Raw genomic sequence first — 15820 nt, 5'->3', positions numbered from 1 at the left:
TCTCTCGTAAGAGGAGCCGCCATTCAATCGAGCTACTGCATAAAGACCCTCAACGGCCATTGAGGGTGGGCCTCCAATTTACCCTAAAATGGAACAGGATTAACCATACAATCTGTTTAAGATTGATTCGCAACGTGTGGCATTTTTACTATGCGTTGCGTTTAGTTTAGTGTTTAAGGTGGTATGCAGGGGCTTCGATATTGCGTTGCTCTCACCTTAATGCTGCGTTAGCACATAGAAATATTAACCCTAGCTAATATAGAGAGCTAAAGTTCTAATCCGGAAATATCCAAAAAAACTGGTGCATCCATACACTGCACCTGCCGCCAAGCAATTAAAAACTATAAAGCATTGGTCTTCAGCAAGCTTGACTCTATCACAACTCAAATACCTATGCTTACCAAACGCGGGGAAATCGAAGAGAGATAATAACCCAGTGTAGATATGGCTGAGGATATCGAAAACATGGATGTTTTCGTTAAGCGGCCATGGATGGCGCAAAGCGTCCCGAAGCCGTATCTGCACATAAGCGAGCCGCAGGCTATTCATAACAATGAGGGTTAAAGCTTCAAACACACCAAATCAATGACAATTCAGCCAAACGCTACAACCAAAAAATATTACCCAATTTGTTATTCGACAAATCCCCTCCCCCTCTGGTTTAACGCCCCCTTTTAGGTGTAGAATTCTCTCTTTCGTCAACGCCTAGCCATACTCGAGCAACATAGAGCCAGATAATGCCTAACGCCTTGTTTTATTTGATGCCACAAGCAGCTTCTGCCGCAACCGATGTTGCAAAGGCAGAGCGAGAGAATGTCTATCTGTTTGCCTGTCGGCTCGCCGAGCAGGCATATCGCGATCAACAACTGGTCTATATCCACTGTAATGATCAACAGCAGGCCTATGAGATTGACGAAATATTATGGCAATTTGAACCCACAGCATTTGTGCCCCACAACCTCAAAGGTGAAGGGCCAACGGGTGGTGCGCCAGTAGAGATAGGCTTTGATAAACTGGGCCCCAATAAAAATCGTCATCTTCTGATTAATCTTGCAGACCAAGCGCCGCAATTTGCGGTAAACTTTGGCCAGATTATCGACTTCGTTGCCAACGATGCTGCTATGAAAGCGACCGCGCGCGATCGCTATCGCCAGTATCGCGAGTTAGGGATCCCCCTGACGACCCAACAACCAATTAATTAGTTTGAGAAGCACACGCTCCTATGGAAAAGACATACAACCCACAGTCAATCGAACAGGCTCTGTACCAGAACTGGGAAGAGAAAGGTTACTTTAAGCCGCACGGCGATGAGTCGAAGGGCAATTACTGCATCATGATCCCGCCGCCAAACGTGACTGGTAGCCTGCACATGGGTCATGCCTTCCAAGACACCATCATGGATACCCTGACCCGTTACCACCGCATGAAGGGTAAGAACACCCTGTGGCAAGTGGGTACCGACCACGCGGGTATCGCCACTCAGATGTTGGTGGAGCGCAAAGTCGAAGCCGAAGAGGGCAAGAGCCGTCACGACCTGGGCCGTGAGACCTTTATCGACCGTATCTGGGATTGGAAAAACCAATCTGGTGGCACCATCACCAAGCAGCTGCGTCGCCTAGGCGCCTCGGTCGATTGGGATCGTGAGCGTTTCACCATGGACGAAGGCATGTCTGCCGCGGTGCAAGAGGTGTTTGTGCGTCTGTACAACGACGAGCTCATCTACCGTGGTAAGCGCCTGGTTAACTGGGATCCTAAGCTACACACAGCCATCTCTGATCTCGAAGTCGAAAACAAAGAGAAGCAGGGCAGCATGTGGCACTTCCGCTACCCGCTGGCCGACGGCGAACTGACCGCCGACGGTAAAGACTATCTGGAAGTGGCGACGACTCGTCCCGAGACCATGCTGGGCGACAGCGCGGTTGCGGTGCACCCAGACGATGAGCGCTATCAGTCGCTGATCGGCAAGTTCATCCTGCTGCCTATCGTTAACCGTCGCATCCCTATCGTGGCCGACGACTATGTGGACATGGAGTTCGGTACCGGCTGCGTGAAGATCACCCCGGCCCACGACTTCAACGACTATGAGGTAGGTAAGCGTCACAGCCTGCCTATGTTCAACATTCTGACCATAGATGCGGCCATCCGCAGCCAGGCAGAGGTGGTTAATTCAGATGGCACCGCCAACGACGAGCTAGACGGTAGCCTACCAGAGCGCTTCGCCGGCATGGACCGTTTCAAGGCGCGCACCGCCATCGTCGAAGAGTTCGAGTCACTCGGCCTGCTGGGCAAGATTGACCCACACGCCCTCAAGGTGCCTTACGGCGACCGCTCTGGCGTGGTGATCGAGCCGCTACTGACAGACCAATGGTATGTGGCCGTGGCCCCTATGGCCAAGACCGCCATCGAAGCGGTTGAGAACGGCGACATCAAGTTTGTGCCGCAGCAGTATGAAAACATGTACTTCTCTTGGATGCGCGACATTCAAGACTGGTGTATCTCGCGTCAGCTGTGGTGGGGTCACCGTATCCCAGCCTGGTACGACGAAGCCGGTAAGGTATATGTAGGCCGCGACGAAGCCGAAGTACGCGCCAAGCATAACCTGGATGATTCTGTCGTGCTGCGCCAAGACCCAGACGTACTGGATACCTGGTTCAGCTCGGCGCTGTGGACCTTCTCAACCCTAGGCTGGCCAGACGATACCGAGGCGCTCAAGACCTTCCACCCAACCGATGTGTTGGTGACAGGTTTCGACATCATCTTCTTCTGGGTGGCGCGCATGATCATGATGACCATGCACTTCATCAAGGATGAAGATGGCAAGCCGCAGGTGCCGTTCAAGACGGTTTATGTAACCGGTCTTATCCGTGACGAGCAGGGCAACAAGATGTCCAAGTCTAAGGGTAACGTACTGGATCCGCTGGATATGATCGACGGTATCGATCTCGAGGCCCTGGTTGAGAAGCGCACCGGCAACATGATGCAGCCTCAGCTGGCCGCCAAAATTGAGAAGAGCACTCGCAAAGAGTTTAGCGAAGGCATCGAGGCCCACGGCACCGACGCCCTGCGTTTCACCCTGGCTGCCATGGCCTCTACCGGCCGTGACATCAACTGGGACATGAAGCGTCTGGACGGTTACCGCAGCTTCTGTAACAAGATCTGGAACGCGTCGCGCTATGTGCTGATGAACACAGAAGATCAAGATTGTGGTCCTCAGTCGCCTAAGGGCGCAGCCTATGGCGAGATGCAGCTGTCGCTGGCGGATCGCTGGATTATCGGCCTGTTCAACCAGACGGTTAAGGCCTTTGACGAGCACATGGAGAACTACCGTTTCGACCTGGCTGCCAACACCCTGTACGAGTTCACCTGGAACCAGTTCTGTGACTGGTATCTGGAGCTGACCAAGCCGGTACTGCAAAACGGCTCCGAAGCCGAGCAGCGCGGTACCCGTCATACTCTGGTTACCGTACTGGAAGCCATGCAACGTCTGCTGCATCCTATGATGCCATACCTGACAGAGACCATCTGGCAGCGCGTTAAGCCGCTGGCGGGCGTCGAGGGTGACACCCTGATGTTGATGCCTTTCCCTGAATATCAGGCAGACAAGGTAGACGAAGCCGCCATGGCGGATCTGGAGTGGGTCAAGCAGGTGATCGTTGCCGTGCGTAACATCCGCGCCGAGCTGAATATCGCGCCGAGCAAGCCGCTTAACGCCCTGCTACGCAGCGTCAGCGAGCAAGACAAGGCCCGCGTCGAAGCCAACCAGACCTTCTTCGCGACCCTGGCCAAGCTGGAATCTATGACGATTCTTGCCGACGATGAGACGGCGCCTATGTCGACCACCCAACTGGTGGGCGAGATGGAGCTGCTGATCCCTATGGCGGGTCTTATCGATGTGGCCGCCGAGATGGCCCGTATCGACAAGCAGCTGGAGAAGCTTGCGGGTGAAGCCAAGCGTATCGAAGGCAAGCTCAATAACCAGGGCTTCGTCGCCAAGGCGCCAGAAGCGGTTATCGAGAAGGAGCGCGCCAAGCTGGCCGAGTTCCAACGGGATATGGACAAGCTAGGCGAGCAGAAGGCCGAGCTGGCCAAGCTGGAAGGCTAAAGCTAGAAGGCTAAGCTAGAAGGCTAAGCTAGAAGGCTAAGCTAGAAGCGTAAGTGCTTATCTAGAAAAATGAAAAAGGCAGTCAATCGACTGCCTTTTTTATTGCCTCATTTTATTAGGCTGGGACTACACCTTATAGTGGGCGATATCTGCCTCCATGGACTCCGCCAGCCTGGCGAGATCTTCGGTGGCATCGCTGCTCTGTCTGGCGCCCTCGGCGGTCTGATCAGAGATCTCGCTGATGTTGGTGATATTGATGTTGATCTCCTCGGTCACCGAACTCTGCTCCTCAGAGGCGGTGGCGATCTGCGCGTTAAGCGCGTTGATCTCCTCGATGCTGTTTAAGATCTGCTGCAGGGCATCGCGCACCATCAAGGATTTATCCACGCTCAGTTGTACCTGATCTGTGCCGCTCTGCATCATCTGCATCGAGTCTCGCGCCCCCTGCTGCAGGCGTTGAATCGTCTTCTGGATCTCCTCGGTCGAATCCTGAGTACGTTTGGCCAAGGAGCGCACCTCATCGGCCACCACCGCAAAGCCTCTGCCCTGTTCGCCCGCCCGCGCCGCCTCGATGGCCGCGTTGAGCGCCAGCAGGTTAGTCTGCTCCGAGATCCCCTGGATCACATCCACCACAGTGCCTATCTCATTTGAGTGCTGCGCCAGCAGGGTCATCGCATCACTGGCACGGCTTAGTTCCTGCGCCAGCGCCTGGATAACGGTGATACTCTCATCCACTACATCCTGAGCACCGTGGGCGGCACCGTTGGCATCCTCTGAGGCACTGGCCGCGGCCGCGGCGCTCTGGGCGACCTCGCGCACCGTCGCGGTAAACTCATGAATGGCGGTGGCAATCAGCTGGGTCTGCTGCTGTTGATCCAGCACGTTACGCTGGGTCTGGGTCGACACCACTGCATTCTCTTCGGCCGCGCTGGCCAGGCGTGAGGTAGACGCATGGGTGTTGGTCACCGCCTGCTGGAAATCCGCCGCGATGCGATTCACATGCTCGGCGATATGGGCAAACTCGTCATGGCCGCCGAGACGAATGCGTTTGGTGAGATCGCCCGCGGCAATATCCACCGCCGTCTCTTCGAGCTGCACAACTGACAGGCTCACCCGGCGAATGATAAATACCGAGCTGACACTGATGCCAAGCATGGCGACGCCGGAGAAGATGGCCACCAGCCAGATATAGAGAGAGACGGTTTCCTGGGAGGCCTCATAGCTCTCCTTGGCCTCACCTATCTGCATATCCAGGAAGGCCTGGGCCTGGCTGGTAATATCCTTAAACAGCGGGTTGATCTTCTCCAGCAAGAGCTGGTTAGAGCGCTTGTATTCCCCCTGACTCAAGGCATCAATGGCAGGGTTAAAGCCTTGCTCTGTCACCTTATCCAGCAGCGACACTAGACGGTCGACCTGAGCACGCTCATCATCGGCAAGGTCTGATGCCAGGATCTGATTGTCGATGATCTCATGCAGCGCCTTTATTGAGGCACGACTGGCATCGATGTGGAAACTCAAGGGATGATTGTGCATATCGGCGAAGGCGTTGGCGGGGTCATGCTGAAACCCGAGCAAGAGGCCGCTTCTGGCTTTTTCGAGCTCGTTGAGCACCTTACCGGCCCTGATGCTATGCTGCATCCCCTGTCCGTAGAGTTCACCTATGGCATCTCCCGCATCCAGCATGCCAGTGATCCCCTTGTAGCCGAGGAAGATAAAGGCAAAGATGATCAGAAACACGTTGAGTCTTAGTTGAAATCGTACCGACTTGATCCGCTCCATCAAGCCCGCCTCCTGCTCGGATGCTCCCGTCATCGCCAGTACCTCCTGGCGGTTTTGTTCAGACATATTCGCTTCCTTTTATGGCCAATTCACTAGATCCGGGTCGACAGGCATCAAAGCACCTGGATTAAAGCACCCAGATAAAAATCCTGAACCAATTTGGGCTCAGGTAAAATCAGTTAAGCTGATAATACTTAAACTAATAACCCTTAATACACCAGAGTGCCATCAGATATGATTACCTATTTAGTAGTAGATCACAATTAACCAATCTTTTTAACCGATCTTCACGTTAACGCCTCGCCCAAGAGCTCAGAAATAGCTGGTAATCGGCATTAGCAAGCTACCATGGCTCGAAATGTTACTTCTAGGTCGATTTCCTGGCGTTAAATCGCTTGGTCATCTCACCGTCAAAAAGTTGCAGGCGTCAAAATACCGTCTTAACCATTGTTTTTATTGAATAATTTTTTTATTTTCATTTGCATTCGGCGACGATTGCTATCAGAATGTCGCAAAATGGAAATGAGGTGTTAACAATGAAACCATGGATACTCCCCGCCTGTATCGCCCTAGGGCTCACGGCCTGCGGCGGTTCAGAGGATAACAATACGGATACGGGTAACGGCGGCACCGTTACGCCCCCCTTGGCCCAAGCCCCGAGTGTCGAACTCGGTCCGGATCAGCAAACCTGGAATCATGAAACCCTCTCCCTCAAGGCAAGCGTTACCCTGTTTAACCCGGGCGATGCCAGCTACCAGTGGCAACAGACCAGTGGGCCGAGCGTTAAACTCAGCGGTTTGAGCAGTGATACCATCACCCTGGATGCCAGTGAACTGCTGCAGGATGAAGAGGTCGTCCTCTCCCTCAAGGTCACCGACGGCGCCGGCCTGAGCAGCGAGGACAGCCTCACCCTCAAGCTGAAGGATAAGATCAGCGCCGCCAGCCAGAGCGGCGATGTCAGCCTGATTAAGGACCTGGAGCCTCAAGTGATCGCCCGTGGCCTCACGCTTATCCAAGACTATCGCAGCGCGCAGAAGAGCTTCTTAAACACCATCTATCAGGCAGACAGAGTCAGCTACGACTCGGGTCAACACTCACAGATGATCCAGATGCCCCTGGCCAGCAAGGGCTTCCCACTCAACCAGAGTTTCGAGCTGGTGCGAGGCAACCAGGGCCGCTTGTTTGCCGCGGCGAGTGACCTGCAGGGCCAGCGCAATGCCGCCTTCGGCACCGACATCATCGCCAGCATGCAGAGCGGCAATAACCTGGCCTTCGAGCCTAGCATGATGCGCCTGCTAGCCTGGCTGACGGGTGAAGCACAAGAAAACCTGGCGGCGACCAAGCAGGTCCGCCTCTTCCTTATCAGCGACTGGAGCAAGAGTCGGGTCACCGACTGGCTCACCGGCCACTACCCCAACTGGCAGGTGAGTCGCTGTGATGTCGCCAGCGAATTGGCGAGCTGCCTGGATGAGGCCGAGCTGGTGATCGCCGGCTCCATCGAGGCCTTCGATGACGCCGAGGTCGCGGCAAGGTTGGCGGCGCTTAAGCAAACCAAGACCCCACTGCTCTATCTTCACAGCCATAGCTGGAACAGCGTACCGCTCACTCAAACCGTACTGGGGACCATGGGCTTTGCCATGCAGGGCCCAGGTGGCCCGGGCAATTACTTCAGCCCGGATAAGGCGGATTGGAGCGACTACCTCGCCATGCAGGCGGCTAACCCGGCGCTGAGCCACGAGGCGCTCTGGCTGGAACTGCTGCAAAGCGAAAGCCCAAGCTTTGATCTGGCCAAGTGTAGCGATACCTGTGATCCCGTCTTTAGCGAGGAATACCGCAGCGCCCTGGCGCATATTCGCAGCAGCATCAACCGTCTGGACACAGAGAAGACGGCCATCTTCGACAGCGCCGAGTATCAGCTATATAAGTATCTGATTTTGCTTGGCGATAACTATCGCAGAGAGATCCAATACCCCATGGATGTCAGCAGCACGGCGCCGATGAGCTACCTCAAGGCGCTCTTCGCCGACAGCAGCGTGTATAACACCCGGTCCATCAACCCTGTGCCTGTCGATCTCGGCAATTTCAGCCGCACCGATTTTTCCCATGTCACTCCGGTAGACAAGACGATATCACTCAGCAGCAAGGCGCCGTTTCGCGCCGCAGGCGTCTATGCCCTGCCGGGACAGACCTTTAGCGTGAAACGCACCGACAGCAGCGCGGTGGAGACCAAGGTGTTTATCAATACCCAGCGCTCTGGCTCGACTCACGAGTATGCCAGCCAGGGCTATAACCGGCCTAAGTACCTGCAATCACCCGCCATAGCGATAAAACCGGGGGAAACTATCACCCTCACCTCTCCCTATGGTGGCCCGGTGCAGATAAGATTTAGCGCCAACGATCAGCCGGTGGAGTTCGCCTTTAGTAAGGTTGGCCTGCACCCCTTCTGGCGCAGCGACAAGGATGACCAAAGCTTTACCCAGGCACTAGCCAAGGGAGATTATGACTGGGCCGAGCTGGCGACCGAACACTTTGAGGTGCACTCCAGGCTCACCAAGATGCGAGAGACCATGAGCCACGAGCCCAGATGGGACACGCCGCAGAAGATGAGCCAGGCCATTAGCCAGTATGTACACAATTATCCGCACCTCTTGGCTGGCTTTCAGGGGCCGGAGATCGACAGCGTCGATGAGATCACCAACTTTGCCGCCAGTAAGGGCTGGCAGCTGGATCAACTCGACATGGTCAAACATATGAACGCCGACCAACCCACCTGTGGGTCGGGCTGCTCGGGCAACCCTTACGACGCCTCCTGGTCATTTAGCCCAACCGGCCACGGCGACATCCACGAGCTGGGCCATGGCCTGGAGCGGGGACGCCTGAGATTCGACGGCCACGAGGGACACGCCTCCACCAATCCTTACTCCTATTACACTAAGTCGCGCGCCTACATAGAGACGGGCAAGCTGCCTCAGTGTCAGGGCCTGTCGATTCAAGATGAGTTTGAGGTATTACAGGCCAGTCAGCGCCAGGCCGATCCCTTTGCCTACGTGCAGGCCGCCAACCTGACCAGCTGGTCGAGCGGCATGGCCACCATGTTACAGACCATGGTGGCCGCCCAGAAACAGGGGGCGCTGCAAAACGGCTGGCATCTTCTGGCCAGGCTGCACATCTTACTGCGCGAATTCGAGCGCGCCCAGGCCGACGAGGCCAGCTGGCTGGCCAAGCGCGACCAACTGGGCTTTGGCCGCTTCGATTTAGCCTCGGCCAAGGCGATGAGCAACAACGATTTTCTGATGATCGCCATGAGCTTCTCCACAGGGCTCGACTATCGCGACTTCTACCAGATGTGGGGACTGGCAACCTCAGATGCCGCCAAGGCACAGGTCGCCAGTTTCGCCTACCCCGCCGTGCCTAAGGCGATTTATGTCTATGCCCCTGGGGATTACTGTTTTGGTTTAGATCTGCAATCGGTTGCCGTCGACGGCGAGCAGGCCTGGCCACTATAACCCTGAAAAAAACATTGTTGTCACACCCTTTTTGGCGGGCCGGAGTGCTCGCTTTTTTTTACCTGCTGATCACACCAGTGCCACCCAATGTGAATGGTTTTGGTCTTTAGGGTCATTTTTAGGTAAAGTGTGCTGTCAAATGACGAGCTATCACCCCTATAGCGAGCGCTTGTCACTAACCAAGACGAGATGTTGCCAATAAGCAGCACAACAAAAAGATAAAATTAAGGAAGGGTATGAGCGACGCCAATGATGCTTACGCAGAAAATGATCTGCGTGAAGTTAAGCAGCTGGGAATGTGGGCCTCCATTGCTAGCCTAAGTTATATTTTCTGGATCGTCGGCGGCATGGAGCTGGTCGAACGTATCGCCTACTACGGCGTGAAAGCCAGTGCCGGCCTCTACGCCAAGGCGCCTGTATCACAGGGCGGCCTGGGGATCAGCCTGCACGACTATGGCATTATCATCTCCGTCTGGGCCTTGATGCAGACCTTTATCCCTGTATTTACCGGCGGCATCTCAGACCGTGTCGGCTACAAGGAGACCATCTTCGCCTCGACGATCATCAAGATCTCCGGTTACCTGATAATGGCCTTCTTCCCCAACTTCTGGGGTTTCCTCTTCGGCGCCATCCTGCTGGCGGGCGGCACGGGTATCTTCAAACCTGGGATCCAGGGTACGCTGGTGCTCTCCACCGGCCGTCAAAATACCTCTATGGCCTGGGGGATCTTCTATCAGGTGGTCAACATAGGTGGCTTCCTCGGTCCACTGGTCGCCGTGCATATGCGTCAGCTCTCCTGGGACAACGTCTTCTACGCGTGCGCCGCCATCATCTCGCTCAACTTCCTCTTCCTGCTGGCCTACAAGGAGCCGGGCAAGGAGGAACGTATCGAACGTAACCGTAAGATCAAGAGCGGCGAGCTCACCCAGGAAGCCCTGTGGAAAGATGCCCTGCATGAGCTGAAGAAGCCTGTGGTGATCTACTACATGCTGGTGTTCGCCGGCTTCTGGTTCCTGTTTAACTCATTGTTCGATGTCTTGCCGATCCATATCGCCGAGTGGGTCGATACCAGCGTGATCGTCACCAGCCTGTTCGGCCCGGAAGGCACCTCCAACGGCATCTTGCAGTTCTGGCTCGGCCTGGATAATTCGGGCACTAAGGTGATGCCAGAGGGGATGCTAAACCTCAACGCCGGCATGATCATGACCAGCTGCTTCCTGGTGGCGGCGCTGACCGCCAAATACCGCATCACCACCGCCATGCTGGCGGGCTGTCTACTGAGTATCATCGCCTTCGTCCTCATCGGCGCCACCAACGCAGCCTGGATGATAGTGTTGGCGATTGCCATGTTCTCCTTCGGCGAGATGATGATCAGCCCCAAGAAGAATGAGTTCATGGGTAACATCGCCCCTAAGGGCAAGAAGGCCATGTACCTGGGCTTCGTGATGCTGCCTCAAGGGATAGGCTGGGGACTGGAAGGCTACTTTGGTCCTAAGCTGTATGAGATGTTTGCCTCGAAAGAGATCTTCTCGCGCGAGCTATTGCTTGAGCGCGGCATGAGCGCCAGCGATATCGCCGCTATTCCCCAGGGGGAAGCCTTTACTACCCTGGTAAGCTTCACCGGCGAGTCGGCGCAGTCGCTAACCACCCTGCTCTATAACAGCCACAACATAGGCATGGCCTGGTATATCATCGCGGCCATAGGCACCATCTCTGCCGTGGGGATCTTCATCTACGGCAAGTGGTTGCTGACCCTGCAACGGGCGCGCGCCTAATAGTGACAGAGGGAGCCTATGGCTCCCTTTTCATTTCCGCCTCGCCAGCCTCTTGGCTAGCGCGCCCTTGTAACAGGGCATACTGTCTGGCCTCATCGGCAGGCAATGCCTTGGCATATAGCCAGCCCTGTACCGTCGATACCCCAGCCGAGGCAACGAAGGCCTCCTCCTCTGGGGTTTCTACCCCTTCGGCCACCAGATTAAAACCTAGGCTGCGACACAGCATGCAGGTATGGCGATAAAGCACCTGCCCCTTACGATACTTGATGTTCTCCAAGATAGATCTGTCTAGCTTGACCCCCTCTATGGTGATCTTACTCAGCAGGCTAATACTGGAAAACCCGGTACCGAAATCATCGAGCACGAAGGAGAAACCAAACTGGCGAAGGTGAGCCATGCTCGCCTCGACGGCGTTAAGGTCTGCCACAAACATAGACTCGAGCACCTCGATATCGACTCTGTCGGCTATATCCCCCAAATGTTCGATCAACATAGACTGAATATCCTGGCTCAGGACGCTGTTGGGATTGAGGTTAATGCTGACCCTGGGCCGGAAACCTTGTCGGGCCCAGGCCTGCATATCGTCTCGTACACGTTTAATCACGAAGGTATCGATGAGATTGAAGTAACCCGCCTGATCGAAGGCTGGAATAAAATAGGGGCCTTCCAGCTGACCACGCTCATTTCTCAGCCTCAGCAACGCCTCAAAACCCACCACCTGTCGGTCACTCAGGCGCACCTTAGGTTGATAGTGAAGTAGTAACTCGCCATTGAGCACCTCCTTGATGGTCTTCTCCAGGTTGAGGTTGGCCGCCAGATCCTCAGACTGCTGGCGGGCATAGTTTCGCTCGCTGATCTTGTCGATATCCTGCTGCAGCTGCACCCGTTTAATCAGATCTCGCTCGAAGCCCTTATTGCCCACCAACAGGCTGTAGCGTCTAACGAAGGGAAGATAGACAAATACCCCAAGGCAGACCAGCAAGAGTTGCACCAGGGGCAGTGCCAGGCTACCACCCGCCACGTAGCCGTTGAGAAAGATGGGGGTGATCCAGGGAAAGTCATTGCCACTGAAACTGACCCAGCCGCTAACGATCAACAAGGTGCCTATCATGGTATTTAGCAGGGGCACCAACACGAAGGGCAGTATCAGCCTGGGATTAAAGATGATCGGCAGGCCGTAGATGAGGATCTCATTGATATTAAACAGAGCGAAGGGCAAGGCGAGCTTGGCCACATTGACGGCATTCTTATCTTTCGAGGCGATAAACAGGGCGAACAATAGCGAGTGTGTAGCCCCGCTGCCACCAAGTAACACAAAGAGATCGGTAAACTGCGACAGCGTCAGGTTAAGTGCCACCGGCTGCAGCCCGTTATCGACGCCAAGCACCAGCATATAGGCGATATCACCATGAACACCGAAACACCAAAGCAGATGGGTGGCCAACACCCTGACAAATAGCTGAAACAGGGGACTGCTCGCGGCTAAGGAGTCGATCAGCGGGCTCAGCACTAGCCCCAGGAGCTCGCCAACCCAATAGATGCCAGTGGTGACCAGAAAGAAGCATAAGATCAATGGAATAAGCAGGTTAAGGTGCAGTTTGAGGTAGCTGCTCAGGCTGCTACTCTGCAGCAGATTAAGCGCCTTAATCGCCATCAGGCGTTGCAGCAGGTAGGCAACCAGGATCGGCGTGATGATGGCCCTGGCATCGCCAAACAGAAAATCGAAGCCATGGCTGAGATCGATAGCCTCACTCCCATGAATATGCAGGGCAATTTGACTGCCGATAGAGAGGGACGCCACCACGACCGCCGACACATGGAGATACTTGGCAAAATGAAAGGATAGCGAGAGCAGTGCCAACAGGGGAAAGAAGCTGAACAACAGGCGGCTAAACTGACTCAGCCAGCCATAGGCCTCACTGCCATGCCAGCTGGGTTGCCACACATCGACCAGGGCAACAACCAGAGCCAGCAAGGAGTTAACGAAAATAAAGGGCAGGAGGGCAATAAAAGACTCTTTTATCGCAATGAGAAACAGGCTGGATGAGGTGTCTTTAACCGCCAACTTATGGCCCCAATGTTTGCAGATTGAATCTATTTAACTTAGACCAAGATACTGAAAACGGACAATGAACTGCGGGAGTCTGGGCAAACTCCGCCCATAAAAAAGGGGAACCTGGTCAGGTTCCCCAAGATTATTGCTATCTCAATGGGCATTTAGCAGGGGTATGCCCACTTAGCGAGAGTTATTATTGTTGGCGTCTAGTGACCACCACCGGCGTGAACTTTATCAACACCGTATGTCTTGCCTTCGGCGTGACAGGTTGCACAAGACTCGACAGGTAGGTCTGCAGTTGTATCAGGATTACCGTTCACGGTCGCACCATTGCTCTCGAAGTGAGCGAGTGCAGAGGCGCTGATGTGACATGAGCGGCAAGTTTCGGCTACAGGTGAGATGAACTCAGTTGCAGAAACTTGAACTGAACGCTTACCAGAAGTCAAACCACCATCGGCTGCGAAGAAGGTCGCACCATCTTTGTGACAAGCTTCACAGTCAGTCGCTAGCGCTGGGTAACCTACAGTTTCCAGGTTCTTATCTAGATAGATACCACCACCGTAAGTACCAGAGTGGAAACGGTGAGCCGCAGTCATCAGATCTTTGTGCGCGAAGGTTACACCTTCTATTGGCGCAGTGATTGGAGCACCGCTTTCGTCAACTTCACCAGTTTGATACTTGGCTTGTGGGTAGTAAGTACCAGGATTTTTATCGTTGTGACAATCCATACACTGAGTAAACTCGGTCACACCATGGTGTCCTTCCTTAGGATAAGTCAGGCTACCGTGACAGCTGTTACACTTAGCTTCGCTCACAGTGACACGAGCAGGGTCGCTCATGCGGGCTTGCATTGGTGCAACCGCAGGGTCATCCAGGTTGAAGTACTTAATAGGTGAGCTTACGGCCACTTTCGAAGGTCGATCTTCGTCAGCACACTTAATAACCTCACCACTAGCCGCACAAACCAACATATCAGCGGTTACGTAGATAGAACCTGTCAGACGTGCAGAGTCGAAGCTCTTAGTCGTGGTCAGGATACCGCCTGTAATTGCCACACCTTTAACCGACATACCTAATCCAGTAATCGGAGCTCCTTTACTATCAACATTACCAATTAACAACTTGCCAGCCATAGTAATATATGGATCTAACATAGTACCATCGACAGGTGCTGCACCGTTGATAGTGACCTTAGTCTTCACTGTCAATGCGCTAGTACCATCGCCATTGTCAGTCACAGTCACACCTTGGAATTCAAATACAAGCTGTTCCTGTTCAATCGCTCTGTTACCTACCTTATGCACTATTTCTGGGCTCAGGTTACCTATGTGACAGTTCATACATTGTGAATCGTCAGCCTGTGGCAACTGGAAGTCAGAGTGACCTTCACCAGTTTCGAAATTAACCGTTACGTGACAACCTACACAGGCCTCACGATAAACGTTCTCTTTCCACTGATTGCCATTGTCGTGACAGGTCTTACACTCGTTGAGCTCAGCTGGGAAGTGAACGCCAGCAAACTCTTCTAATGCTTCACCTTTCAGCACACCCCACTCTGCAAGATGACCACCCGCGTGAATGGTATGGATCATAGCGTTGAAGTTAGGGTTAAAGCCTTTTTCAGGATCATTTTGATCGGCGGCATAAGCAGGGTTATGACACGCGATACAGTTTTCCACTTTCTGATAGTTGTGGTGAGCACCGATATTAGCAATACGCTTATCGTCATCACCATAGCCCATCAACTCGCTGTGACACTGAATACATGCGGCGCTTGATACCGAATCTTTGGCCGATACGGCCATCTCACCCGTTGCAGGAATGAAATCGAGCGGAGTAGAGAGTAATTTATCGGAAATCGATTCACCGTTGGCATCGGTCACGTTGTAGGTACGCACCATGACGCGGAACATGCTGTTAGGATCACCAGCCGCGGCCACTACAGGGGCATTACCGTCATGCTCCCAAGTACCTGTGTATGTACCTGGATTTTCAGGATCTTCCACCAGAGTACAGGCATTAACTTCGGCGCCGCCACGGGCAGTTGCCTTACCGGTAGGTGTACAGTACATGCTAGAGCCAAACTCGTTTGCGATCGCATTGTTTGACCAGAGCATAGGTGCGCCACTGTCAGTAGCGTTAGCGACCTGGTTGGTAACATAGAGGGCAACCTTGTCCAGGCCAGTGAACGGAACATCATCTCCTTTACTATTTTTACCTGTCGCGGTGAACTTAATAGAGAAGTCATCAGCTCCTACTACTACGATATCGGCAGGTTGTAGAGTCAGTTTGAAGTCTGCGGCTGTGGCTACAGCATCAACAGTCGATCCCGCGGGTGCACCAGGTGTACCAGGAGTACCAGGAACGCCAGGTTCACCTGGCGCGCCATCTTTACCATCATCACCATCACCACACGCACTCACACCAATGGCACAAAAGAGTGCCATGGCTAATAAGGTAATTTTATTTTTTTTCATCGCCATATCCCTTTGTAGGTATTTTCTGCTATTGCAGTACCTCAAATATAAGGGAGTAACGACAAAATGTTAGATAATTGAGTCCAAGTTGTGACTGCAATTTAAAGATTCGTTAACAGAAATTT

The 15820-nt window shown here is 53.9% G+C and carries 7 protein-coding genes; 4 read left to right on the top strand and 3 right to left on the bottom strand.

Annotated features, from left to right (window positions below; translation table 11 throughout):
- Positions 1-737: 737 nt before the first annotated feature.
- Both L2731_RS07405 and L2731_RS07400 read left to right on the top strand, forming a co-directional pair.
- Positions 738-1202, top strand: coding sequence for a DNA polymerase III subunit chi (locus tag L2731_RS07405; RefSeq protein ID WP_248976743.1), 465 nt, complete (start codon positions 738-740; stop codon positions 1200-1202).
- A 20-nt stretch (positions 1203-1222) separates the two neighbouring features.
- Positions 1223-4102 (top strand): valine--tRNA ligase, encoded by a 2880-nt coding sequence (locus L2731_RS07400; protein ID WP_249252494.1) that lies wholly within the window; start codon positions 1223-1225, stop codon positions 4100-4102.
- A gap of 126 nt (positions 4103-4228) precedes the next feature.
- Here L2731_RS07400 and L2731_RS07395 read toward each other — a convergent pair whose 3' ends face one another.
- Positions 4229-5947 carry a methyl-accepting chemotaxis protein gene (locus tag L2731_RS07395; protein WP_249252493.1) on the bottom strand — a complete coding sequence of 573 codons (1719 nt, stop codon included), beginning with the start codon at positions 5945-5947 and terminating at the stop codon, positions 4229-4231.
- Positions 5948-6417: 470 nt separating this feature from the next.
- Between L2731_RS07395 and L2731_RS07390 the strand changes: the two genes are divergently transcribed.
- Both L2731_RS07390 and L2731_RS07385 read left to right on the top strand, forming a co-directional pair.
- Positions 6418-9387, top strand: a complete 2970-nt coding sequence (locus L2731_RS07390; RefSeq protein ID WP_249252492.1) for an ImpA family metalloprotease — start codon at positions 6418-6420, stop codon at positions 9385-9387.
- 236 nt (positions 9388-9623) lie between these two features.
- On the top strand, positions 9624-11162 hold the full coding sequence (locus L2731_RS07385; RefSeq protein WP_041510244.1) for an MFS transporter: 1539 nt from the start codon (positions 9624-9626) through the stop codon (positions 11160-11162).
- A 16-nt stretch (positions 11163-11178) separates the two neighbouring features.
- On the opposite strand, the gene L2731_RS07380 is transcribed toward L2731_RS07385, so the two are convergent.
- The gene (locus L2731_RS07380; protein WP_249252491.1) at positions 11179-13227 is read right to left on the bottom strand and encodes an EAL domain-containing protein; all 2049 of its coding nucleotides are present in this window, start codon (positions 13225-13227) and stop codon (positions 11179-11181) included.
- A 197-nt stretch (positions 13228-13424) separates the two neighbouring features.
- Complete coding sequence (locus L2731_RS07375) at positions 13425-15695, bottom strand: OmcA/MtrC family decaheme c-type cytochrome (RefSeq protein WP_249252489.1); 2271 nt, start codon at positions 15693-15695, stop codon at positions 13425-13427.
- Positions 15696-15820 lie beyond the last annotated feature (125 nt).

The sequence above is a fragment of the Shewanella aquimarina genome, assembly GCF_023349185.1.
Lineage (GTDB): Bacteria > Pseudomonadota > Gammaproteobacteria > Enterobacterales > Shewanellaceae > Shewanella > Shewanella aquimarina.
Note: the sequence above shows the minus strand (reverse complement) of the source record. Positions and strands in the feature narration are given on the sequence as shown.

Coding starts and splice junctions, on each gene's coding strand:
- L2731_RS07405 (WP_248976743.1), top strand. CDS start 738: ATGCCTAACGCCTTGTTTTATTTGATGCCACAAGCAGCTTCTGCCGCA.
- L2731_RS07400 (WP_249252494.1), top strand. CDS start 1,223: ATGGAAAAGACATACAACCCACAGTCAATCGAACAGGCTCTGTACCAG.
- L2731_RS07395 (WP_249252493.1), bottom strand. CDS start 5,947: ATGTCTGAACAAAACCGCCAGGAGGTACTGGCGATGACGGGAGCATCC.
- L2731_RS07390 (WP_249252492.1), top strand. CDS start 6,418: ATGAAACCATGGATACTCCCCGCCTGTATCGCCCTAGGGCTCACGGCC.
- L2731_RS07385 (WP_041510244.1), top strand. CDS start 9,624: ATGAGCGACGCCAATGATGCTTACGCAGAAAATGATCTGCGTGAAGTT.
- L2731_RS07375 (WP_249252489.1), bottom strand. CDS start 15,695: ATGAAAAAAAATAAAATTACCTTATTAGCCATGGCACTCTTTTGTGCC.